The 23,447-nt window shown below is 38.9% G+C and carries 23 protein-coding genes and 1 pseudogene; 11 read left to right on the top strand and 13 right to left on the bottom strand.

Annotated features, from left to right (window positions below):
* Positions 1–34: 34 nt before the first annotated feature.
* Complete coding sequence (locus tag AAHB12_RS25025) at positions 35–235, bottom strand: hypothetical protein (protein ID WP_129731473.1); 201 nt, start codon at positions 233–235, stop codon at positions 35–37.
* 659 nt (positions 236–894) lie between these two features.
* Between AAHB12_RS25025 and AAHB12_RS25020 the strand changes: the two genes are divergently transcribed.
* The 3 genes from AAHB12_RS25020 (at position 895) to AAHB12_RS25010 (ending at position 3,626) form a co-directional block, all read left to right on the top strand.
* On the top strand, positions 895–1,926 hold the full coding sequence (locus AAHB12_RS25020; protein WP_342047819.1) for a DnaD domain protein: 1,032 nt from the start codon (positions 895–897) through the stop codon (positions 1,924–1,926).
* A 599-nt stretch (positions 1,927–2,525) separates the two neighbouring features.
* Positions 2,526–3,317, top strand: a complete 792-nt coding sequence (locus tag AAHB12_RS25015; protein ID WP_342047817.1) for a replication initiation protein — start codon at positions 2,526–2,528, stop codon at positions 3,315–3,317.
* Between the two features lie 48 nt (positions 3,318–3,365).
* Positions 3,366–3,626, top strand: coding sequence for a hypothetical protein (locus AAHB12_RS25010; protein WP_342047815.1), 261 nt, complete (start codon positions 3,366–3,368; stop codon positions 3,624–3,626).
* A 280-nt stretch (positions 3,627–3,906) separates the two neighbouring features.
* Here AAHB12_RS25010 and AAHB12_RS25005 read toward each other — a convergent pair whose 3' ends face one another.
* The 6 genes from AAHB12_RS25005 to AAHB12_RS24985 all read right to left on the bottom strand — a co-directional run bounded on the left by AAHB12_RS25005 (position 3,907) and on the right by AAHB12_RS24985 (position 7,554).
* Positions 3,907–4,482 (bottom strand): hypothetical protein, encoded by a 576-nt coding sequence (locus AAHB12_RS25005; protein WP_342047814.1) that lies wholly within the window; start codon positions 4,480–4,482, stop codon positions 3,907–3,909.
* 610 nt (positions 4,483–5,092) lie between these two features.
* Complete coding sequence (locus tag AAHB12_RS25000; protein ID WP_342047812.1) at positions 5,093–5,287, bottom strand: YjcZ family sporulation protein; 195 nt, start codon at positions 5,285–5,287, stop codon at positions 5,093–5,095.
* A gap of 254 nt (positions 5,288–5,541) precedes the next feature.
* The gene (locus tag AAHB12_RS24995; RefSeq protein WP_129731463.1) at positions 5,542–6,381 is read right to left on the bottom strand and encodes a DUF2935 domain-containing protein; all 840 of its coding nucleotides are present in this window, start codon (positions 6,379–6,381) and stop codon (positions 5,542–5,544) included.
* 501 nt (positions 6,382–6,882) lie between these two features.
* A complete protein-coding gene (locus tag AAHB12_RS31945) occupies positions 6,883–6,933 on the bottom strand; it encodes a DUF3967 domain-containing protein (RefSeq protein WP_446715612.1) in 51 nt (16 codons plus the stop codon).
* Between the two features lie 16 nt (positions 6,934–6,949).
* Positions 6,950–7,276, bottom strand: a complete 327-nt coding sequence (locus AAHB12_RS24990) for a type II toxin-antitoxin system PemK/MazF family toxin (protein ID WP_342047811.1) — start codon at positions 7,274–7,276, stop codon at positions 6,950–6,952.
* The gene (locus AAHB12_RS24985; RefSeq protein WP_342047852.1) at positions 7,276–7,554 is read right to left on the bottom strand and encodes an AbrB/MazE/SpoVT family DNA-binding domain-containing protein; all 279 of its coding nucleotides are present in this window, start codon (positions 7,552–7,554) and stop codon (positions 7,276–7,278) included. Before AAHB12_RS24985 ends, AAHB12_RS24990 begins: the two co-directional genes overlap by 1 nt.
* Positions 7,555–7,715: 161 nt before the next feature.
* Here AAHB12_RS24985 and AAHB12_RS24980 point away from each other — a divergent pair, with 161 nt between their 5' ends.
* The 6 genes and pseudogenes from AAHB12_RS24980 (at position 7,716) to AAHB12_RS24960 (ending at position 11,588) form a co-directional block, all read left to right on the top strand.
* Entirely contained in the window at positions 7,716–7,880 is a 165-nt protein-coding gene (locus AAHB12_RS24980; RefSeq protein ID WP_342047809.1) for a hypothetical protein, read from the top strand.
* A complete protein-coding gene (locus AAHB12_RS24975; RefSeq protein ID WP_342047808.1) occupies positions 7,862–8,185 on the top strand; it encodes a hypothetical protein in 324 nt (107 codons plus the stop codon). The genes AAHB12_RS24980 and AAHB12_RS24975 overlap by 19 nt, the downstream gene beginning before the upstream one ends.
* Positions 8,186–8,248: pseudogene (locus AAHB12_RS31940) on the top strand (DUF3967 domain-containing protein); the annotation flags it as partial. It lies immediately after the preceding gene.
* A gap of 991 nt (positions 8,249–9,239) precedes the next feature.
* Positions 9,240–9,902: a hypothetical protein gene (locus AAHB12_RS24970; protein ID WP_342047806.1), complete on the top strand. Its 663-nt coding sequence runs from the start codon at positions 9,240–9,242 to the stop codon at positions 9,900–9,902.
* Between the two features lie 601 nt (positions 9,903–10,503).
* Complete coding sequence (locus tag AAHB12_RS24965) at positions 10,504–10,938, top strand: protein rep (protein WP_342047804.1); 435 nt, start codon at positions 10,504–10,506, stop codon at positions 10,936–10,938.
* 152 nt (positions 10,939–11,090) lie between these two features.
* Positions 11,091–11,588 carry a hypothetical protein gene (locus tag AAHB12_RS24960; RefSeq protein ID WP_342047802.1) on the top strand — a complete coding sequence of 166 codons (498 nt, stop codon included), beginning with the start codon at positions 11,091–11,093 and terminating at the stop codon, positions 11,586–11,588.
* Between the two features lie 1,031 nt (positions 11,589–12,619).
* Here the strand turns inward: AAHB12_RS24960 and AAHB12_RS24955 are convergent.
* On the bottom strand, positions 12,620–16,018 hold the full coding sequence (locus AAHB12_RS24955; protein WP_342047801.1) for a peptidase G2 autoproteolytic cleavage domain-containing protein: 3,399 nt from the start codon (positions 16,016–16,018) through the stop codon (positions 12,620–12,622).
* A 942-nt stretch (positions 16,019–16,960) separates the two neighbouring features.
* Here AAHB12_RS24955 and AAHB12_RS24950 point away from each other — a divergent pair.
* A complete protein-coding gene (locus AAHB12_RS24950) occupies positions 16,961–18,052 on the top strand; it encodes a replication initiation protein (RefSeq protein ID WP_342047800.1) in 1,092 nt (363 codons plus the stop codon).
* A gap of 174 nt (positions 18,053–18,226) precedes the next feature.
* On the opposite strand, the gene AAHB12_RS24945 is transcribed toward AAHB12_RS24950, so the two are convergent.
* The 5 genes from AAHB12_RS24945 to AAHB12_RS24925 form a co-directional block, all read right to left on the bottom strand.
* Positions 18,227–18,541 (bottom strand): hypothetical protein, encoded by a 315-nt coding sequence (locus AAHB12_RS24945; RefSeq protein ID WP_342047798.1) that lies wholly within the window; start codon positions 18,539–18,541, stop codon positions 18,227–18,229.
* Positions 18,542–18,558: 17 nt separating this feature from the next.
* Positions 18,559–19,395 carry a MobV family relaxase gene (gene mobV, locus AAHB12_RS24940; RefSeq protein WP_342047797.1) on the bottom strand — a complete coding sequence of 279 codons (837 nt, stop codon included), beginning with the start codon at positions 19,393–19,395 and terminating at the stop codon, positions 18,559–18,561.
* 291 nt (positions 19,396–19,686) lie between these two features.
* A complete protein-coding gene (locus AAHB12_RS24935; protein WP_342047796.1) occupies positions 19,687–20,052 on the bottom strand; it encodes a hypothetical protein in 366 nt (121 codons plus the stop codon).
* A 404-nt stretch (positions 20,053–20,456) separates the two neighbouring features.
* Positions 20,457–21,545 (bottom strand): sialidase family protein, encoded by a 1,089-nt coding sequence (locus tag AAHB12_RS24930; protein ID WP_342047795.1) that lies wholly within the window; start codon positions 21,543–21,545, stop codon positions 20,457–20,459.
* 146 nt (positions 21,546–21,691) lie between these two features.
* A complete protein-coding gene (locus tag AAHB12_RS24925) occupies positions 21,692–21,925 on the bottom strand; it encodes a hypothetical protein (RefSeq protein WP_342047793.1) in 234 nt (77 codons plus the stop codon).
* Between the two features lie 705 nt (positions 21,926–22,630).
* On the opposite strand from AAHB12_RS24925, the gene AAHB12_RS24920 reads away from it, so the two are divergent.
* Complete coding sequence (locus AAHB12_RS24920; RefSeq protein WP_342047791.1) at positions 22,631–23,059, top strand: hypothetical protein; 429 nt, start codon at positions 22,631–22,633, stop codon at positions 23,057–23,059.
* Positions 23,060–23,447 lie beyond the last annotated feature (388 nt).

Raw genomic sequence — 23,447 nt, 5'->3', positions numbered from 1 at the left:
AGCCCTTTTGAAGGGCTGTTTGAAGTTATCTTGTTTAACTACTGAAAAAGCTTCCACTCTTTCCTTTTCTCTTATAGTGGTGATGCCCATAACTTCCATGGTCACCATGACTTTTTCTATAACCATCGCTGCTGCTAGAACTCTTGTAAGAATGTGATCTTCTCCCCTTATAATCACTGCTACTATAATGCTTATGTTTATTATTCGTTAGTGAATCAAATAGTTTCTTGAACATGATTTAATCACTCCTCGTAATATTTTTAAATCTATGACAAAACAAAAAACGCTTTTATCTTTTTTGTAGATAAAAGCGTTGGATGTACAAAAACAGACTTTTACCTAACTAAAAACTTAGGCAAAGGTCTTGCTAACAATTAATATTGCCAACAAAGCCGGAAACATAACGTTTCGTAATGACGACTATTGTTGTACAGCTACTCCCCTTTGAAGTATTAAATTTGTTTAATCTTATCGTATTATCGTAGATCAATTCCATAAGTCAATTGATCACTAATGAATTATCACCTTTCAAAACCTTATTTTTCCATCCCCTCGAAAAAGGGGATTAACGAGTATACAGGGGAAGAGGAGTAAGATCGATGAGGGGGTTGCTATTCTAGCAGCTCCTTCCTCATATTTTAATTGAACTAGCCTGGAAAACAATGCTAAGATTGAGGAAATAAATAGTGCGAAAAAATGACAAAGCCCTTATTCTCTCCCCGACCAAAGTTTGAGAATAAAGGCTTCCACAGTCACCTAAGGGTGTACTGTACCCTTTTTAAAAACATATGTTACTGCAATTTTAGCATATGTTTATTTGGGCTACAACTATATCCTTTCGTGACTTCTTACCATTTTTCGCAACTCTAAAAATGGAAAAGAGGTCTTTTTGCTATGGAAAACACAGGGAAGCTATTATTTGATGAAAGCCCACTAATTGTACAACGGAAACTTGCTATGAAATTAGGAGTAGACGAAGCTCTATTTATCCAGCAGCTCCACTATTTGATTGTAGGTAAACAATCGGGAAGTGATTTTAGTACATTCAAAGAGGGAAATGTGTGGGTCTACAATACTTGGTGGGGCTGGCAGGAATTTTTTCCGTTTTGGAACGAGAAAAAAATCAAACGTATGATTAAATCGTTAGAAGAAGTAGGTGTACTGATCGGACGAACAGACTTAAACGTAAAAGCCTATGATAAAACAAAGTGGTACCGAATCGACTATGAATTGTTAGTGAATCTGCCGGAACGGAACTATTTTGAGGAAGAAGGCAGTTTACATAAAGAAAAGAAAATGCAGTTACTTTTAAAACCGAAGGGACAAAATGTCCCTATGAGTAATAGCAAGGGTTCAAATGGTACGAAAGAGAATGCAGAGCCTTCAAACCCGCATGAACAGCCAAAGGGACAAAATGTCCCTATCGATAGGGACATTTTGTCCCTACCTATACCAAAGATTTCTATACAAAAGAATTCTTTAAATAATTTAGAAAGTAAGTATGTAGGTAGCGCTTCGCTTGAATTATATTTATCTCAATTCAATATGACGAAATACGCATCTATAGAGCTGACCAAGCTAGTAGATGCAGCTAGCGAAATATTAGTAACAGAGGCTATCAAACGTGCTGTTTCCGGTGAAGCAAATAAACCTATCGCGTATATAAAATCAACAGTTTCTAAATGGGTTGCTGCAGAATGTCAGACGATTGAAGACATTGAGCGATATGAAGATAACTTTAGACAGCAACAGGTAGCGCTAAAGCAACAAAAGAAGGTTAAGCATGGTAAACGTACTACACGTAAAGAAGACCTAGCTGAAAGTATTCGTGAAGAAAAAAAGGCTCCATCCACGGAGGAACAGCTTACACTTGAAGAAGAGCGTCGTCGTTTAGAGGAAGAACTTAAACAGTATAAAAGATCGTAAATTATAGCCATATTCGTCTATCTGAGCGTTTTTTAACTAACAACCAATATAACCCACCTAACTATGAAAAGAACGCTCAGAAAGGGAGATAGGGGCTTTAGAAAGCGTATTAGATATCACCATAGAGTAATAACGTCAATTCGGTAATATGACTTATAAAGCCTTTAAAGAATGCTAGTATTTTAACTAACATTCTTTTCCTTTTTAGAACAGGAAAAAAACATCTTTTTATGGCATTTCAACTCCCAATATTTTAAACAATCACTTGAATAATAGATACATAGGAACAACAAACACGGCTGTTCCTATCCCATATTTCGCTACATCCAACCAATCATTAATCCAAATCTCTTTTGCACTAGAAACATGGAATCTAAGTCTTACTTTTTCGATGTTTCAAACACACAAGGGACTTGTGTGTTTTTATAACACATATTTTTAAATCTTTTAAATCTTTTCGGGCGCTTAAAACCCTTGCGGGGCAAGGGTTTTAAGCGACTAACTATTACTTTTTCAATGCGAACTATTACCTAAAAATAATGGTAAGATTTAGAGGACTATGAGACAATGGATTCAGAGAAAAAGGGAGAGTGAATGGTATGGATGATACAAAACAAACAGCACTTGTGAAAAAAGCAAATTCACTAGTTGAAGCAAGTTTTAAATTGTCCGCACTAGAGCAAAAAGTCATTCTGACACTTGCAAGTCAGATTCGGCAAAATGATTCGGAGTTTAAGACCTACACGCTTTCGATTAAAGAATTTTGCGAGACGCTAGGCGTAAAAGGCACAAGCAAATACACAGAACTTCGCCGGATCACACTAAACTTGATGAAAAAAGCATTTCAAGTCCAATTAGAAAAACGTGTCGTACAGGTGTCCTGGCTTTCGTATGTCAGTTATAACGAAAATCAGGGAACAGTGGACATGCAATTTGCTCCTTTTCTGAAACCGTATCTGCTCGAACTCAAAAGGAATTTTACATCATACCCCCTCTCAAACGTCGCCAAACTGAAACGTTCTTACTCGATACGCATGTACGAATTGCTGAAACAGTACCAGAGGATTGGAGAACGGACCTTTACACTCGATGAGCTTTTGCAAAAGCTTGGACTTGAGAACTCTAGCTACACGGCATACTCTAACTTAAAGCTTAAGGTGTTAAAGCCGGCACAAAAGGAACTGGCAGAAAAAACAGATCTCTCTTTTGATATCATTGAAATCAAGAAAAGTAGGAAAGTCGAATCCGTTCGTTTTGTGATTCGTTCTAAGGAAAAACTGATTGTACCTTCGCCTTCAGTCGAAATAAAGATAGAAAGAGGATTTGAAGAAGTACAGGATGTGTTGAAGAGATTGAGTCTAACTGTGAGTGATGAAATCATTTCTGGGTGACTAAAACACCATACAGCAGTATATATTACAGATATTCTCACCTTTGCTATGACGGAAGGGTCGATACAAAACCCACTCGGTTTCGCAACATACGCGATTAAACACAATCTGCAAATCGAACATCTGAAACATACTGTTCGTGAAGGAAAACAAACAACGCGAACAGAAATTCTGCCAGAATGGTTCCAAAAGGGTGAACAAACTGCGGAGCAAGGGTTTTCTGATGACACCGCGGACCTTATCGAGCAACGTAAACGTCTTGAGGAGGAGCTACAAAAATACAGAAAAACAAAAAACCCCGCTATTTAATACTGATTTATTAGCAGGGAATTTCCAAAATTAAAGGAGAAACTGGAGGAGCGTTTATATCTGGTTTTTATGTCCTGAGCGCAAGCTACGGAGAAATCAATTATAAATACTATCCGCAGATCAATAAGTTTAATAAACAGTAAGAGTGGGTTTCGTACCAGCTCTTTTTTTATCAAAAAATAGGCGAGAACACCCCCACCTCAAGGAGTGTTAGCGAGTAGGTGACGGATAGTTAAATGTAAATTTTTGGATACTATTAAAAATAGCTGTATAGGCTGTTTTACTCTTTGTATCGTTTGAAAAAATCTCGTAAAGCTAATTCTATAATGTCTTGTTTCTGTATCCTATATATCTCAGAAAACTGATCTAATTTTGTGCTAATCGACTTATTAAAATACACGCTTTTGCGGGTCTTTTCCTCCGGCTGTATTTCAGTACGAGTCCGCATAATCAATTGCTCTGCACTGTTGGTGCTGTCTGTGTATTGTTCTAGTGCTGTGGATGCTGCCTCCATAACGCCCTCTTGTTGCTTGTATGCTGCTAACATGCTGCGTATTGCTGCTATTTCATCTGCCGTTAGGCTGTCTATTGGTGTGGTGGTGTCTGCCTTCTGTCTGCTTTTTGGCGCTGTCCTGGCTGCTTGCGGTTTGTTTGTTGACATAAACTCTATTAACTCACGATTTAATGGCTCTTGTTCTTCTCCTATATAGTCCCATGCTTTTGCGCTTTGGCTGTATTGGTAACCAGCTGCTTGTAGTGCCGCTCTTAACCTCTTATCGCTTATTGCTAAATCTTTGCTTACTTCTTTAACATTGTGTTCTTTTAGTTGTTCTAATACGGTTTGTATGGTGTACATGTGTTATGCTCCTCTCCTTGGAGTGCTGTGTTGGCGCTATATTAGCGTTATCCTGGTGCTGTGTTGGTGCTGTATTAGTGTTATCCTAGTGCTGTGTTGGTGCTATATTAGCGTTATCCTGGTGCTGTGTTGGTGCTATATTAGCGTTATCCTGGTGCTGTGTTGGTGCTATATTAGCGTTATCCCGGTGCTGTGTTGGTGCTATATTAGCGTTATCCTGGTGCTGTGTTGGTGCTATATTAGCGTTGTCCTAGTGCTGTGTTGGTGCTATATTAGCGTTATCCTAGTGCTGTGTTGGTGCTATATTAGCGTTATCCTGGTGCTGTGTTGGTGCTATCCATAACACTTGAATCTTAATGAATTATACTCTGCATGGTCGTGGCTTGTCCTGTAAATATGTCATTATCGGAAGTTCCTCCGTTTATAAAAGTAGATTTTTACGGATTTTTATGGTTAAGAACAAAAGAAACCTACTCAATTGAACAGGCTTCTTTACATAATCTCCGTTACTGGCAGTAATATTCCTCTAAAACACAACGGTATTTTTTGAAGAAAACTATAACAAGAAGATCCCACAAAGATATTATGTGGGATCTCCTTGTTATAGTTTTTAGTAACAGCCGTAACCGCAGTGGCCATAACCGCCGTAGCCGCCATAACCGCCACAGCAGACTACTGCACCAATAATAATAAGTAAGATAAAGAGAACAATGATTAGCGCGAATTCATTACCATGTCTATGTCTATGTCCATGTCCGCATTCACATCTAACCCCATGTCCACATCCACAATCAAAATTACTCATACATATTTCCCTCCTTGATATTTAGGAAGGAGGTTCAACTATGACCTTTCACCTAGGGTATTTCATTGTATTCTTTTCAGTTGTATTTTGGTACATATCATGGATAAATGATGAAATAGCCTACCTTTATAAAAAATTTTACGTTCTATCTAGAAACTTATAAAAACCCCCTCCAGTAAAGTGATCTGGAGGGGGCATGTTTACATAATCAAGTGTTACTGGCGGTCAATTCCTACCCGTACCTTTTATCTAGATTATGATTTACCACTTGTAAGATGAGAATCAAACATATCGATTATTTCAAGGAATCTATCAGCTTCACGGAAAACATGGTCTGCTAATAGTGGATGAATGATACTCTTTATTTTACATTGCTCAATTAAATCACGCGCCGTTTTCTTGAAGTCCCGAAGGGATGAGACCGACACGCGATTTTGATCCAGGAATTGATCTAAAAGAGGAACTGTTTGAGATTGTGGCCTCATAGATTCTAAATCTCTTGCTTGATACAACAATTGATCAAAATCATTGCTGAAATTCTGGGCCAAATCTACAAGTTTTCTTTCCGATGGATCAAGAAGATGACCAATAAATTTAGCATGGTCTGCCATAATCCTTAAGAAGAAGACATTTTCTTTAATAATGGCTTCAGGAAGAGCTTTTAATTTACCCTCATTTAATTCCATTAAACGTTTTCTAAAATAATTAGCTTCTCTACTTGTATGATCAACTAACAGTGGAAAATTATTTGCCCCTGGCAATTTACAGGTGAGAATTAGTCCTAGTACTTTTCGTTTAAATGCGAAAATATTGGTTGCAGCCTGTTGTACTTCTGAATTAAATCTTCTTATTTGCTCAGGATCTGTTTGATTTGTATAGGAATGTGCGATTTGTTCGATGTGTTCAAACAATTGGTAAAATTGATTAGCCTCTTGGATTAGTTGAGTATCCTCTGCTCTAAAACCCAATCGAAGAAATAAAGAATGCTCTTTCATGATTCTAGACCAAAAACGTATTTCATTTAATGATCGCTCGACAAACACTCCAGATGTAACACCCGTATCAGGATGTAATGAGGCTTCATCTCTATTCATCCTTACCCCCCTCAGTACATACTTCGTTTGCTCTATTCTTATTAACATGTACATATAAAAATACCAACATGGAAAAAAAACCACTCATAGTGAGTGGTCTCATCTTTTAATTGTGTAAAAAATGCGTGAAAAATTTTTCACATTTTCTTGTATACGTTATTCATGTGAGGTTTATATAACACGGCATTATCCGAAGTAGCCATGCCCAGGGCATCCGCGCCAACACTGGGTTTCTCGTAATCTCTGAAATTATCAAGTATGCAGGATTTTATGCAATGCCCTAGTGGTGCGGCTTTTAACCTCCCGATCCTTTGACAAGTCTCCCTACTTTTTGCATAAAATCTTGCATACATATTTGTTACAATTGCTAGTATAAGCGAATGTACTAACCATGTTATATTAACTATGCTGTGACGATTTACTTATAGGTTATATTTAGTCCTATGCCCAGTCTGGATATAACCAAAAAACCGTGCTTACCATAAGCACGGTTTTTTCTTGTTATCGGTTCCAAAAGTTCCACCACTTTTTTTGCTGTGTGGCTGCTATCACTCCATTGTTTAACAACTTATAAAAAAGTATGTATCAGATCCAAACAACCTGTAATTACTTCATTAGGAGCCTGTCCTTTGATTTGAAAATGTCGGGCTCTCCAATCTAAACTCTTCACCTGATCTGTTAAAATAACCCCTTCAATAGCCAAGCCACTTGGCAAGGCTACTTCGAAGGGATATCCTTTCTGTTGCCGAGTAATGGGACATACCACGGCAAACCCTGTGACTTGATTAAATGCTTTCGGCGATAGGACAATACCTGGTCGTGTCCCTGCTTGTTCGTGTCCTGCTTGAGGATTGAAGTTTACATAAACAAGATCGCCACGTTCGGGTGCTGACATTACATTAATTCATTCCCTTCCACCCCAAAGTCAACTTCAACATGACGATTTTCTGGCGTTACTTGCGCCAAAAGTTCCTCTAATGTTGGTTTTTTCTTTTTTGGTTTTAATGTGATGACCTGATTTTCAACACTTAATTCTATTTCTGAACCTTGTTCAATCGAGATAGCTTCAGCAATACGGGTAGGGATGCGAACAGCAAGACTATTGCCCCATTTTTGCACCGTTGTAGTCACATGTATCACTCCTTCATTTGGTTTATGTTGGTCTCTTTCCATCATAGCACCTCTAATTTTCCTTGTATATACATAGTATATACAAGGATTTAAAAAATGATACTTAGCGTGCTACTTTAGATAGCATAGGACAAACTACTTACACAGCAGCTAGAAGGAGAGGGTTATTTACATAGCGAATGCTATAGCGAGGTGATAGCGCTATGGATGAGAAAAATCAGACAGTGTATTCTCCAAAGGAAGTAGCAGGCCTTTTGAATGTAGAGCCTGTCACTTTGCGGAATTATGCTAAAATTCTAGAAGAGCATGGCTACACATTTCTTAAAATGAGAAGAATCAAAGAGGATACGTGGATCGTGACATCATAGCGTTTCGTAAATTAATTTCGTTTAAAAACCAAGAGGACATGACGCTGGAGCGCGCTGCAAATGCAGTCATGACGTGGATTAATAGTGATGATATAGCGCTAAGCGCTCCGACTGATGGAGCGCTACAAACAGATTTAGAGCGCTCTAAAGAAGAGATTTTGAGAGAGTTTGGAGAGTTTAAAGAACAACAAATGGCTTTCAATCGTGAGTTATTGCAACAGCTACAAAAGCAACAGCAATATATCCAGGAAAGTTTAGAGCGAAGAGACAAAGCATTAATAGAAACTGTTCGGGAGATACAATAAACAAAACGTTTAACAGCAGCCACACAACAAAAAAAGTGGTGGCACTTTTGGAAAAAGCAATGAACTCCTTAACAAATAAAAACACCCCTCATTCAGTTAGTTAGAGGTTAAGACAAACAAGCAAGAAAAAACCACCGCGAATGATAAAAGTATTGTTATCAAATTTTGCCCATTTAAAAACTCAGTTATATCAACGTTTTCAGCGTTTTTTTCAAAAATTAATATAAGTAGTTCAAACTCTTACCAAATGGGCACTTTTAAGCTTTTTTCTCCTGAAATTCAGGAAGCGATTTTCTTTGAAAATCGCTTCCCTCCAGTTCTTTCACACAATATCACACACAAAAATAAAAAATTCTGCACACAACTTAGTTGCCTTTTGACAATATATTAAACCATCCAGTTCAACAAAAACGAGGAGGTTGTTTATGAAACAAAAAATCCTTAAAGCTTTTTTAAGTATCTTAGTTTTAAGTATGCTTGTGCTTGTATTCCCTGTATCCTCGAGTGCAGCAAGCGGTCCAAGATGTAGGACCTACGTCTTTACGGGATGGGAAGCTTATTTGTGGTCAGATGGTCTTTATAGCACATTTGTACTTGTTAAATGTACCAGATAACTAAGATAGTAAGGTAGCAAGAAAATATTCCCAATTTTCCGATTTTAATTACACAATCTTAATATACAGGATTTACACAATTTCAGAACGGGAAATAAAATGGCAAGGTGGATATAACCCTTGCCATTTCTACATTGTTAAAAAATATGCATAACGTGAAATTTCATAGACCGGACAGAAAGTAAGAAGAATGGGGATGTCCCAAGGGTTTTGCAGGGAATCCCTAGCGATTCCCACTTCTGATAATGTCGACTTCTGTTAACCTGACGTGTACATGGTATACAAGGCTCCGCAAATGCCGTTCCTAAAAATGGACAAGCTGCATCTATTAGTAGTACATAATTTGTACAAGCTATTCGTACAAAAATGGTATAAGCCATTCTATAAAGGGAGGAGGTAGAATATGGGATCATACTATGATAAATTAATAGCCCAAAGAGATGCGTACGTTCAAGGATCCAACTACAACCAAGGAAACAACAATCAAGGAAACAACCAAGGAAACAACAATCAAGGAAACAACCAAGGAAACAACAATCAAGGAAACAACCAAGGAGACAACAATCAAGGAAACAACCAAGGATACAATCAAGGATACAATCAAGGAGACAACCAAGGAGACAACCAAGGATACAATCAAGGATACAATCAAGGAGACAACCAAGGAGACAACCAAGGATACAACCACGGATACAACCACGGATACAATCACGGATACAATCACGGATACAACCATGGATATAACCAAGGATCCAATCAAGGATACAACAACCAAGGATACAATCAAGGATACAACAACCAAGGATACAATCAAGGATACAACCACGGATACAACAACCAAGGATACAATCAAGGATACAACCACGGATACAACCACGGATCTAACCAAGGATACAACCACGGATACAACCACGGATCTAACCAAGGATACAATCACGGATACAACCACGGATACAATCACGGATACAACCACGGATACAATCACGGATACAACCACGGATATAACAATCAAGAGAATAACAACCAAGAGAATAACGACCAAGAGAATAGCGACCAAGAGAATAACAACCAAGAGTACATTGATCGATGGCAGAGCCGACTGAATAACGACATGGATCAATTGTATCAATGGTATCGTTGGTCCGACAGTCTATGGTAAAACAGCTAAGAGAATGACTAGGCAATAATCGTGTATATGTGATTAAGATTTTAGCACTTCCCTTGCTTTTGGGCAGGGGTTGGTCGGGGGTGTGGGGGCAGAGCCCACCACGTATGCGTGTAGGCATATAGAGAAAGAGTAACACAATGAACGGATGGATCTAGCGGTTCGGTTCGTATAATTGCTCGTATTCTAGATAAGGCAAAAGAAAAGCTGTTAACGAAGTATTTTGATAAAGACGAAATTGAAGGTGCTCAAAAATTCTTAGCAAGTAAACAAAAACAAATTGAAAAAGAGAAACTAGAAAAGCAACAAACTTGAAAGAGAGAGCGAGACTATGGACCGGATTTTTTCTAAATTTTGCGATAGTAAAATCAGGTTTTTTCTTATCTTGATATATTAGAAACAAGTCGGCTCAGATGAAAATTTTAATCTAGCATAAAAACGTTGAAAACCCTTATATACCAAGGATTTTCGCTGTTAGACTTGTTTCTAATCTCGTTGAAAAACGAGAAAAAAATTTCACCAAGAAAGGAGCGAAAGATTTGCTGCTGGATGATGTGAAAATTGAAAAACTGTTCCTTGAAAAAATTGTAAAGAATCGTCAGTACAACGAGATAATAGAAACCTATTATGGTAGGTTACATAAAGAGCAAAAGGACGAAAAGCTATTACGGAATCGGGACAAGCTAAAAGATTGTAATGCACTATGGTTCTTAGATCGGTACGATGTGGCAAAGGTTAAGGACTTCCAGAAAACGAATCTCTGCAAAGATAAATTTTGTAATAACTGTAAGAAAGTAAAACAGGTAAGCAGGATGGCTAAGTTTATACCGCTCATTAGACCGTATGCGAAGAGTATGTATCAGCTAACTCTAACAGTTCCGAATGTGAAGGGAAAGCAATTAGGTGAAACGATAGATAGCTTATTTAAGGCGTTTGCAACGCTCATAGATTATTTGAAGGGCAAAAGAAGGTAAAAGGAGTTGATTTTGAGAGATTCAAATACGAGGGAGCTATACGCTCATTAGAGGTTACATACAAGGCCAACGATTATCACCCGCATTTACATGCATTGGTAGTGCTTCAGGTTAACCCATTAGATAATTGCATGATAAGAAGACATCAAAACGTGTATTCTAAGGATTTTAAAGGCAAGCGTGAGGAGCGGTTATTCTCTGATATAGAGATACTGATACAAAAGGTATGGTACTTGCTTATAAACAAGAAGCGGGTATTTAAAAGGGCTATAGATCAATTAGAAAAAGGGTATTCGTGCCAGTTAGATAAGTTTAAGGAATCTGATTTTATCGAACTGTTTAAATACATGACAAAGGCAACTAATGAAGATGACGATACGATGAATTATAGACAGTTTAAAACGCTCTATTACAGTCTAATGAACAGACGGCAGATACAAGGATATGGATGTTTCTATAACCTGAAGGACGAAGAAGTGAGCATGGAGGAAGTAAACGGATTGTACGATGCGATTATAGAAGGTTTAAAACAAGAAGAAAGCCCGTTAAGCGTCTCGCAAACGCCGAACGAGCTAATGCAGGATACCGAATATACTCTGATAAGTAGGAAGAGAGTATATTCATACCTTAAGCAAATAAAAGATAGATAATCATAAGCCTTTCGAGTGCTAGCAACACTTCGAAGGGCTTTATTACTTATTCGTTAACAAATAATCCTATTAACATTATACTTTCGATTTTTCAAATATGGCAACAGTTCGAGACTAGGAAAATAATATAAATTCGATTTTATTTGTTTGAATTTCGGTCGAGCGTTAGCGAGTATGCATCGAACACCTGCGTAGCAAGGTATATAGATGCACACTCACCTAAAATCCGTTCTGAAAAATAAAAAAGGAGAATAATAAAATTTCTCCTTAGTTAACATAAAGTCCGTTATTGGAAGTTACTCGTAGCAATCATTATCTAGTAATGATAATTTGTTTGTGGTACATATGCTTGTCCAACACCAATACGGGAGAGAACCCATACCATGCAGAAAGCGTTTGGCTATTGACATTATTAACAGTACCATCAGAATCTAATTGATAGGGACCTATTTTTTGTACTGTACGGCATTTTACTGCTGCTATAGAGATACCCATCTAGTACTATCCCAATAGTAGCAGTACCATCTCTGTGTAGGACTATCCCACCAGTGCACTATCTGTGTAAGACCATCCCAGAGGTAATAGTTTTCGCCATCTTGCACCCATCGGTCTATCTGGAGTAGTCCATTCACATAATAGTACAATTTTCCATCTTCTTGCACCCATCCATTTTTTATAGGTGATATATCATATATGTCTTTTCCTACATTACCGCTATTTTTATTATCCATAATTATTCACCTCTTTTTAAAATGCTAGAATAATTTATGAAAAAGTAATTCTTATGCTTGTCCGTTTACCCAAATAAAACAAAAAAACATTAATCACTGAAAAAATTGTATACTCTATACATGTCAAGTTGACATAATCCCTAATTATCGGAATTCAATGTATCTAGGAGCCTATAAAAATCCCCTCCAGATTGCTTAGCTGGAGGGGATTCCTTGTTCACATAATCAAGTTTTATCGGAAGTGATATCAAGTAATAGATACTCAATATATATTTCAAACTAGTAATCTTCAAATGACTTCTATGAATTTAATAGAATTTGTTTTTGTTTGTTAAACTCTTCTTCAGTAAGATAACCTTGTTCCTTAAATTTAATTAGTTGGCTAAGTTGTTCAATAGTGCCTTTAATTGTTTGTTGAAGGGGAGAAACTAAAACTAACACTTGATTAGGACCTGTACGTTTTAATACAAAATATCCTTTCTCCGCTTTTGTTGCAATTCCATCATCATTCGACCAACAATATCCATGGGTTTCACAAGTCCCATCATCTCGAACCAGTACTTGACCAATTAATCCGACGGCTACCCATTCTGGACGATTTATACGCGAGGTATATTCTTCATGAGGATTCCATTCTGGATTGAGTATAGGCTGCATTATTTTGCTTTCTGGAGTGATTACATTTCCTTCTTCGTCTTTTTGAACTGGAATGGTAACCTCATGATATTTTTTTCGTCCCCATTCATCAGTCAGATATTTTCCTTGCCAGCGTAAGCATCCACTATTTCCTAACAAACCTGGTGTTGCACTTGTTATTCCCAAAATAAACGGATCATTTGAAGTGGCTTTTCGAATTTTATCCTCTGCCGATACAGTAACGAAATAGCCAACATCAATCGAGTTCCCATCAGCTGTTTCAAACATTTCTGCGTAATCACCTGCTGGAGATGAATATACCCCGTCTATAAACATATTGCCGTTATTCAAAAGTTTTCCAACTAGACCTGTAGCATCATAGGCTACTGCTCCGAAAGCTACATTCCACGAATAAGTTGGGTCCCCATCTGTAGCATTAACAGCTCCATTTCTACCCATAATATGGGCTCCTGTGAAACCATTTGTTGTTGTACTCAGTCCTTCAGCATGAGATAAATCCCCACTAGCAATTGTACCTGATCCTTCTGCATGGGCCGCAAATCCACTTGCCCTTGTACCGCTACCTTCTGCGTGGGAAGAATCCCCACTGGCAGTTGTACCGGTTCCTTCGGCATGAGAATCAAATCCACTTGCTGTTGTACCGGTTCCTTCTGCGTGGGAAGAAGTTCCACTTGCGGTTGTATTTGTTCCTTCTGCGTGGGAAGAAGTTCCGCTTGCTGTTGTACCGTTACCTTCAGCATGTGAAATAGCTCCACTGGCAGTTGTACTTTGTCCTTCAGCATGTGAAATAGTTCCACTTGCGGTTGTAGTTTGTCCTTCGGCATGGGAATTATCTCCACTTGCTGTTGTGCTATCTCCTTCGGCATGAGAAGTACTTCCGCTTGCTATTGAAGATACACCTTCGGCATGTGATGAAAATCCATTGGCTATTGTATTAAATCCTTCGGCATGAGCAGAGACTGCCAATGGTCCTGTAGATGTGTTTTGACCTTCCGTGTGGGAACTTACTCCTTGGGCTTGTGTACTATTTCCCTCAGCATGGGAATTATCTCCACTGGCAATTGTACTTGATCCTTCCGCATGAGAATTATTTCCACTTGCTGTTGTATTTCCACCTTCGGCATGGGAAGATCCTCCACTAGCGGTTGTCCCCGATCCTTCCGCATGGGAAGACTGACCACTTGAGTTTGTATTTCCACCTTCGGCATGGGAAGCAAATCCATTTGCTGTTGTGGAACTACCTTCAGCATGTGAGTTAGACCCACTTGCCGTTGTACTGCCACCTTCGGCATGAGATCTATCTCCGCTGGCAATTGTACCTTGTCCTTCCGCATGGGAAGCAACTCCACTTGCTGTTGTGGTATCTCCTTCTGCATGAGAAATACTTCCGCTTGCTACTGAAGATGCACCTTCGGCATGTGACGAAAATCCATTGGCTATTGTATTAAACCCTTCCGCATGAGCAGAAGCTGCCAATGGTCCTGTAGACGTGTTTTGACCTTCCGTGTGGGAATCTGCCCCTTGGGCTTGTGTAGAATTTCCTTCAGCATGAGATCTATCTCCACTGGCAGCTGTATTTTGCCCTTCAGCATGAGATGCAGATCCACTTGCTGTTGTTTGAAATCCTTCGGCATGAGAATTATTTCCACTTGCTGTTGTAGTTCCTCCCTCGGCATGGGAATTATCCCCACTTGCTGTTGTACCGTTTCCTTCTGAGTGTGAAGCAGCGCCACTAGCGGTTGTTCCTAATCCCTCGGCATGCGAAGAATTCCCGCCTGCGGTTGTATTTTGCCCTTCGGCATGAGAAAAAGATTCACTTGCCGTTGTACCGCCACCTTCCGCATGGGAAGATCCCCCGCTAGCTATTGTTCTTGATCCCTCAGCATGGGCAGACCCATTACTTGCTGTTGTATTAAATCCTTCCGCGTGGGATGCAGGTCCGCTAGCGGTTGTGTTCGATCCTTCAGCATGAGATACAGTTCCACTCGCTGTTGTTTGAAATCCTTCGGCATGAGCTCCCGTTCCGCTGACTGTTGTATTTGTAGCAACTCCTTCTGCATGAGAAAAATCCCCTAGTGCTTGCGGAGCTGGAAACGAGGTAATATCCGGAGTTCCCCCTTCCGCATGAGACGCAAATCCGCTTGCAGTTGTTCCAACTCCTTCCGCGTGAGCACTATTCCCACTCGCCAACGTTGGAGCTGAATTGCCTACTTGATCTACTGCTCCACCTTCAGCGTGAGAAGCCCTTCCACTAGCCGTTGTTCCTTCTCCTTCGGCATGGGCATTAATACCGGTGATCGTCGTTTGAGTATTCATTCCTTCGGTATGCGAATTAACTCCGTTTGCTGTTGTATTGTTCCCCTCCGCATGGGAAGACCCTCCGCTTGCAGTTGTCCCTGATCCTTCGGCATGAGCAGCAATTCCACTAGCTGTCGTTGAAGTCCCTTCTGCATGTGCTGTATTAGAACTCGCGAGCGTTTGGAATCCCTCTGCGTGAGATGCAGCTCCACTGGCTGTCGTTGTATTCCCTTCCGCGTGTGCTGTATCAAAACTCGCGAGCGTTTGGAATCCCTCTGCATGAGATGCAATTCCGCTAGCTATTGTGTTCAATCCTTCAGCGTGCGAATAATTACCGTTTGCAGCCGTATTATGTCCTTCCGCATGTGAAGCCAATCCACTAGCTGTCGTTGAAGTTCCTTCTGCATGTGCTGTACTAGAGCTTGCGAGCGTTTGGAATCCCTCTGCATGAGATGCATTTCCACTAGCTGTCGTTGTATTCCCTTCCGCGTGTGCTGTATTAGAACTCGCGAGCGTTTGGAATCCCTCTGCATGAGATGCATTTCCACTAGCTGTCGTTGTATTCCCTTCCGCGTGTGCTGTATTAGAACTCGCGAGCGTTTGGAATCCCTCTGCATGGGATGCAATTCCACTAGCTGTTGTGTTCAATCCTTCTGAATGGGAGAAATTCCCGCTAGCGGTTGTGTTGTTTCCTTCTGCTGTTGAACATAATCCCGTAGCATTTTGATTACATCCATTGGCCAATATTTTTTCTCTCCTTTTTATAATGTTTATCGAAAAACCGTTATATTTATAAAATCCGAACAGGAAAGTATAAACATATCTCTTAAAATAACGAGATTCACAAATTGTGTGTTACTACCAATACATGTAGCTTGTACATTTTTGGTAACGGCGCTTGCGGAGTCTTGTATATCATATACATTCAAAAACTATTTCATATAAGCTGCTTCATTCATATTTGAATTTAGGTGGGCTACTAGGTATACAGCCAATGCGAGCTTTGATCCTGAGCATAAAGTGTAGAACTTCCTCTAATGAATCTTATGTCAACAGACAGCCTTAAAAGGGCTGTTTTTTTGTTTTTATTAAGGTTTTGGTACTTCCCTTGCTTTTGAGCAGAGGTTGGCCGGGGATGGGGGGCAGATCCCACCACGTATGTGTGTAGGCATATAGAGAAAGAGCAACACAATGGACGGATGATCTGGCGGTACTCCTATTACTTTTTGGATATTAAACGGCACACAGCTCCTTTTGTGTTTTTTAACATCTTTTATTTTAAACCTTTTAAATTTTTTAAATATTTTCGGAAGCCTTAAAGCCTTGCTACATCAACGTTTTTGAGTCTTAAATATTACATTTTGGATGTGAACAATTACATTTTGGATGTGAACAATTACATTTTGGATGTGAACAATTACATTTTGGATGTCCTAACAATTACATTTTGGATGTGAACAATTACATTTTGGATGTGAACAATTACATTTTGGATGTCCTAACAATTACATTTTGGATGAAAGAAACATTTGAAATAAATTTGGATTATTACTTTTTTTATGCAGAAGATAGAGTAATATTTAGGAATTTCATAAAAAATTACACTTTATATATTGTAATTTTTTATTTATTATTGGATAATTTTTTCAAAGATTCAAAGAATCAGGGGGCAAGGGAGAGATTCCAATGACAGAGAAAAATAATAGTTTGGTGAAAAAAGCAAACACTCTCATTGAAGCAAGTTATCGCTTAAGTATGATAGAACAAAAAATTGTTTTGACATTAGCAAGCAGAATACACGTAAATGACAACGAATTGAAAGTTTACACGTTATCAATCAAAGAATTTTGTGAATCATTAGGAATCACTGGCAACAATCAATACACTCGCCTCCGTCAAACAACGCTTGGATTGATGAGAAAGGCATTCCAGATACAACTAGAAGATGATGTTGTACAAGTCTCTTGGCTGTCGTATGTCCGTTATAACAAAAACAAAGGCACAGTCGATTTACAATTTGCCCCGTTTCTAAAACCATACCTGCTTGAATTAAAACGTAATTTCACGACCTACCCCCTTGACAATGTCATCAAGTTAAAGCATTCCTACTCAATCCGTCTGTATGAATTAGTGAAGCAATATCAAACAATTAAGGAACGTACCTTCAGGCTCGATGACCTCTTGCAAAAGCTCGGTCTTGAGGAAAGTAGTTATACATCATTCGGCAACTTGAAGCTCCGTGTCCTCACTCCAGCTTTGAAAGAACTGAACGAGAAAACAGACCTCTCCTTAGAAGTGGAACAAATAAAAGAAGGCCGTAAAGTTGTTGCGTTACGCTTCACCATACATAGCAAAGCAAATCCGTTCTCGGTATTGGAAGGCAGAAAAACCGTTGAAACAAAGAAAATTGAAAAGGTACGAGAATTCCTTGCCATGCACCAGTTGGAAGCGTCAGATAAACTCATCAAAACTTGGCTTCCGAAGGGAGTAGACTATATTTTAGATGTGCTGAAATATGCAACCAAGGAACCTGGCATTACGAATCCTGTTGGATTTGCTATTCACTGCTTTAAGAATGACGTGAGCGTAGAAAGCTTAAAACAAGAAGTCAGTAAAACTAGAAACATCAAACGAACAGAAATGCTGCCGGATTGGTTCAAGAAAGACGAACAACAAAATGAGCAACAAGAATTTTCTGTTGAAGACATAAATCTCATTGAAGAGCGCAAAAGACTCGAAGAGGAAATTAAGAAATATCAAAAGGCAAAAAGGGGCTGACCCAAAAGCCCTTAAATAATGAAAATTAACGGAAGTATGTGAAATAGACCATAGTTGAAAACCCTTGATTTTACTGGGTTTTCAACTATGGTCTATTTTTCCATTTCGGATCAAAAAGAGGCATTACTTCCCTTTTGGGACAGCCTCTTTTTTCTAAAGCTCTGGTCCATGGTCTCACTCTCTCTTTCTAGTTTGTTGCTTTTCTAGTTTCTCTTTTTCAATTTGTTTTTGTTTACTTGCCAAGAATCTTTGAGCACCCTCAATTTCATCTTTATCAAAATACTTTGTTAACGGCTTTTCTTTTGCTTTATCTAGAATACGAGCCTTGAGATAGCCAAACGCGAAAGCAAGTTCAGGAACTTTTTCCTTGTAAAATTCCTTAACCTTTTCCACCGTTCTTTTCAAAAAGTCATTTTCCTTTTTCAGTTCATCCTTCTCTTTCTTCAAATCGTTATTCTCAATTTTTAACACTTCACTTTGAATCACCAAATCATGTTTCTCGTCTTTCAATTTCTCAAATTCATTTCTAAGGCTCTTATTTTCGTCTCTGAGCGTTTCTGAGGCCCTTGCCAGTATTTAATACTCTCGAAGTCTTCCAACGCAATCTCGACCGTTTTAGGACGCATAAGACCCCCTCGCTCTTTCACTTCAATCCCATCCACGCTTTTAACCTTGTCCAGAGACTCCTTTAAATCATTTAAGCGGCTATCAATCTCTTTCTTTTCTTGTTCTAGCTTCTTAATTTCTTCTTTTACAGTCATTGCTTTCAGGCGTTGAGTCGTGATGTGCTTTCGATCGCTAGAAACTCCACGTTCCAAGCTGAACCCTTTTTCTGTCACATGTTCATAGAATTTATCCTGCAGCTGCTGCAATTCGGTTTTTTTTCCGAAAAACTGTTTCGCTGCTAGTTTTCCATCATCCGTGATCGGCACCATCCCGACATGCATATGGGGAGTTTTCTCGTCTTTATGGACAATGCCATACAAGATATTTTCCTTTCCATAGCGTTCCTGAAGAAACGAAAGACTTTCCTCAAAGAATCGTTTCTCCTGGTCCGGATCCAACCTATCAAAGAAATCTTTATCAGACGTCACGACAAACTCGCATAACATGACAGCATCTTTTCGAATCACCTTGTTCCCTGTGTATCGTTCATCAATTTCGCTCTGAATAACTTGTTTAAAATCAATCCGTGAATCATTGAGTAAATCATAGTTCAATTGCGTTCTGTCTTCATCGATGTCCGGATTCGTACGACTCTCTTTCTCTCGGTAATTATGTATTTGCATTCCCTTAACGTCTGGCGCTTTAAATTTTTGCATACGGATAATCGCAAAACTCATCAGAACCACCCCCAAAACGGCACCCCTCTATCCATGGCTGGAGGGAAGGCTTTATTTAGAAAGTGTATTCACACTACACTTTGCACGCAAAGTTACGTGTGCCCCGCGGGGCTTTTCGGCTTCCGCCGAGCCATGCACGCATGGCAAGACCGCGGGGGATTTCGCTCCCCCACCACCCCACGACCAACGGCAGCCCGTTGGATCGCAATAAAAAAGATCAACCAACCCCACCCTTCCAATCTCGGAAGTGAAAAGTACTGATTTAAATCAAACTATCATTCTTTTACCAACTTATGGGTTAATTTGCGAAATTTGAGTGAGTTCTTGGTCCAACACTCTTTGATGAGGAATTACGTTTCCGGATAACTCAATTCCGAATACATTGATGATTGTATCTGTTGGAACCTGTCCTGTAACTAGAAATTGAACCTCGTAAAAAGTATTACCTGTGATGTTGAAATTAAGAATTAGGCTTGTGTTCGCATTGATATTCAGTGAATCGGCATAAATCAGTGACTTACTCACCAAGCTATTCCATACGTAGATATGATAAATAACGGTAGATGAAAAACTAAGATTATCATTGTCAATGTTCATTAGAATGAAACGGGCTGGATTGGGTCCCGTATTCGCAATTATGCCAGTTGTTAAAGCCATGAAAGCAGCACCTCCCTTTTAATTTTTATAACATTATATTAAAATTTAATAGTTTTGTTCCATGTTTGTCCCTATTTTCCCAAAAAAATCCCAATACATATCGTATACATGCGATGTTTACATAATCCCACATTATCGGAATTCAATGTCTTTAGGAGACTACTAAAAGCCCTCCAGTTGATCTGGAGGGCTTTTGTGTTCACATAATCAGTGTTATCGGTAGTTAAAAATTTATGGATTTTTTTGTTTTCATAGACAATAGTCCAATCATCTCTTATACAACGTGCTTTTAATTTTAAGAACAGCCTACTTGAATGTTTAAATGGACATGGGCTCTCAGCAACATTTTAAAATGTTGCTGAGAGCCCATCTATACACTTTTTCGTCATCGACCATGTAGGAGTTTATTGGTTATCGCCAAACCAGATGTTTTGAACTCCTGTCCGAGTGTCTGTCCAAACGGTTACAAGCCGGCCTGTCTGAGGGACAATTGCATTTCCAATGTAGTCCCCAATTACATCAATGCCTGCGACACTAAACGAAGTCGTCGTAATGCGTTTGTTTGTAAACGTTTGTCCTCCATCTCTGGATGTAGCAAGAAAAACGTCAATATTAGGTGGATTTACTCGATTGGTGTAATAGGAAACAAACACCGCTCCATCCGCTGGGGAAACGGTGATGGCAGGGAAAAAGTTCTGGGATCCCACCGGACTGGTTACAATGGGTTTCGCTGGACCCCAATCTATGCCAAAGTTTGTGGAGATAGAGAGAAAGATCTCGGAATAACCATTTCGAAAGTCTTGCCATACTGCGTAGACATGTCCTCGCGTTGTGGGTGTGTTTGAGATGTCCCCTGCCATGGAGGGGTATGTTAGGCACCTGAATTGGTATCCTGGTAGTGGCGAAGGTGGAACAACAACCGATGCAACCTTGGCTTCACTTCCGAATGTTTTCCCTCCGTCTTGTGATGTACTAGTAGTGAGTGAGGTTATACCGGGAGGTTGGGTAATCCATCCTACGATAAGAATTCCATTTAATGTGATTGCGATTCCGGGGAATTCTTCAAATTCATGGACGGAGGAGAGGAGATTTTGATCAGAGAATGTCTTTCCTCCATCTTGGGAACGATTGTTGAATATTGTATTTCCTGGTCTAAATTGCGTATTGTAATCGTGTGTATAAGCAGTGTAAATGTTTCCAAAAAACGGGCTGGATCCGGCCTTATCACTGATAACAGTCACCTGATCGTCATTGACAAACTGTCCAAACCCTTGGTTCACAATGACAGGCGGTCCGAACGAAGACCCGTTGTCTGTGGATGTATAGCTCACTACCGAACCACTGAGACCGTTGGCATCAAAGGCGTGTACTGCTATCACGAATGAAGTGGGAAATATATAATCTATTTTTGGTGACTCTGAGGAAACGAACCCGGTTGGTAACGGGAGTAACTTCGTACTCCATGTTGCGCCTGCATCGGTTGACCTGTACACGCCAATATTTGGTACTCCTGTCCTGAAATCTACAGCCACTACAACCATAACGGAGGGATTTAGCCAGTTTACCGCGATGGTTGGTTCGAACTGAGTACTAGCACTTGGTGAGATTTGTATGTTTACCATGTTTGTTTCACCTCAACTTATGGGTTAATTTGCGTAATCTGAGTGAGTTCTTGTTGCAACACTTTTTGATAATGAATTACGTTTCCGGATGCATCAGTTCCGAATACATTGATGACTGTATCTGTTGGAACCGTTCCTGTAACTAGAAATTGAACCTCGTAAGAAGTATTACCTGTGATGCTGAAATTAAGAATTTGGCTTGTGTTCGCATTGATATTCACTGAATTGGCATAAATCAGTGACTTACTCACCAAGCTATTCCATACGTATATATGATAAAGAACGTTAGATGAAAAACTAAGATTAGTATTGTCAATGTTAATTACAACGTTCGATGCAGGAGTGGTTCCCGTATTCGTAATCATGCCAGTTGTTAAAGCCATGAAAGCAACATCCCCATTTTATTTTTTATAACATTATATTAAAGATTAGTAGTTTGGATTCCATGCTTGTTCCGAATTTTCTAAAAACTATAAAAATTTATGTATATACATGTGAAGTTAACATAATCCCGCGCTATCGGAATTCAATGTATCTAGAAGCCTATAAAAAAGCCCTCCATCTAATGTGATCTGGAGAGCTTTACTTGTTCACATAATTCCTGTTATTGATAGTAAATCGTCCAATCGTTTCCTACATAGTATGAATATTTTATAGAGCATCTAGTAATTTGAGTCTACATCAGGAGGATTGAGATCCCTCCTGATGTTTTTTATACATGACATAAATTATCGATAGTTAAACCAAAATCTAGTAATTTTTTTGTTTTTATAGACAATAGGACAAGCATTTTAAATTTATATTTCATAATTTATCAATGAAGTGTCTTTTTTATGGAAAGGGTACTGTTAAGGAAGCTAAGAATTCTTTGAGTTTTTGGTTATTTTGCTGTTATTACTCTTTTATTCAAAAAATTGGACAACTATCTTAATTTTTTAAGAAAGGGGGAATAAACGATGGTTAAGTTACTCGATGCTAGAACTTCACAAAATGCGAGTTATGCAAACTCTATTTCTATTCCTGTATCGACTACGCCAGTACTTTTTGCACAGCTTACTCTTAGTGCAGGGGGTGCTACAGGACTTGTACGTACTGAAATGGTTGGAACAGTAGCTGTTCAATTACCTGGTATACCAGTTGCTACGTCTATTACCGTGACTATTGTAAGAGGAACTACTTTATCTGATCTAAGTATTTATTCAGTACGTGAATCTCTTGACGTATCTGTTGCAGGACCTCAAGTATTATCATTTGCTGCTTCTGATTTCAATGTTCCTATTCCGGCTAGTAACCAAGTAGTTTACACAGTATTTATAAGTGCTAGTGTAGTAGGAACTACACGAGTAGGTCCAGAAAGCTTTAATGCTGCAATTTATTCAGACTGATTCGATATAAAGAATAATACCTTGTGAATGTATTCTTTCGGATTAAAAGATAACTCGAAACTGTTTTTTTGTTTCAGTAAATAAAACTTATCCCCTAACTTTAGCTGTCATTTAGCTTATTAAGTTGGGGATAAATTATTGTATATCATATACATGTCAAGTTAACATAATCCCTTATTACCGGTAGTCACTGTATTTAGTAACCTATAAAAAAGCCCTCCAGATTGCGCTTAGATGGAGGGCTTTCATGTTCACACAATCGGTGTTATCGGTAGTCGTCTAATATCTACTTTAGATATTGAAACCTTTTGATAAATTGTACGTTTAAACATAATTGAATAGTCAAAATGTACAAGCTTATTTTTTATCAAAAAATATACTATTATAC

The organism is Bacillus sp. OTU530 (genome assembly GCF_038440375.1).
Note: the sequence above shows the minus strand (reverse complement) of the source record. Positions and strands in the feature narration are given on the sequence as shown.

Bases quoted from the DNA above. Each gene is read 5' to 3' on its own strand.
- AAHB12_RS24935 (WP_342047796.1), bottom strand. From the start codon at position 20,052: ATGGCTTTAACAACTGGCATAATTGCGAATACGGGACCCAATCCAGCC.
- AAHB12_RS24970 (WP_342047806.1), top strand. From the start codon at position 9,240: ATGCGTACGTTCAAGGATCCAACTACAACCAAGGAAACAACAATCAAG.
- AAHB12_RS25015 (WP_342047817.1), top strand. From the start codon at position 2,526: ATGGATGATACAAAACAAACAGCACTTGTGAAAAAAGCAAATTCACTA.
- AAHB12_RS25025 (WP_129731473.1), bottom strand. From the start codon at position 235: ATGTTCAAGAAACTATTTGATTCACTAACGAATAATAAACATAAGCAT.
- AAHB12_RS24995 (WP_129731463.1), bottom strand. From the start codon at position 6,381: ATGAATAGAGATGAAGCCTCATTACATCCTGATACGGGTGTTACATCT.
- AAHB12_RS25000 (WP_342047812.1), bottom strand. From the start codon at position 5,287: ATGAGTAATTTTGATTGTGGATGTGGACATGGGGTTAGATGTGAATGC.
- AAHB12_RS25005 (WP_342047814.1), bottom strand. From the start codon at position 4,482: ATGTACACCATACAAACCGTATTAGAACAACTAAAAGAACACAATGTT.
- AAHB12_RS25010 (WP_342047815.1), top strand. From the start codon at position 3,366: ATGACGGAAGGGTCGATACAAAACCCACTCGGTTTCGCAACATACGCG.
- AAHB12_RS25020 (WP_342047819.1), top strand. From the start codon at position 895: ATGGAAAACACAGGGAAGCTATTATTTGATGAAAGCCCACTAATTGTA.
- mobV (WP_342047797.1), bottom strand. From the start codon at position 19,395: ATGAGTTTTGCGATTATCCGTATGCAAAAATTTAAAGCGCCAGACGTT.
- AAHB12_RS24985 (WP_342047852.1), bottom strand. From the start codon at position 7,554: ATGGAAAGAGACCAACATAAACCAAATGAAGGAGTGATACATGTGACT.
- AAHB12_RS24990 (WP_342047811.1), bottom strand. From the start codon at position 7,276: ATGTCAGCACCCGAACGTGGCGATCTTGTTTATGTAAACTTCAATCCT.
- AAHB12_RS24980 (WP_342047809.1), top strand. From the start codon at position 7,716: ATGGATGAGAAAAATCAGACAGTGTATTCTCCAAAGGAAGTAGCAGGC.
- AAHB12_RS24950 (WP_342047800.1), top strand. From the start codon at position 16,961: ATGACAGAGAAAAATAATAGTTTGGTGAAAAAAGCAAACACTCTCATT.
- AAHB12_RS24920 (WP_342047791.1), top strand. From the start codon at position 22,631: ATGGTTAAGTTACTCGATGCTAGAACTTCACAAAATGCGAGTTATGCA.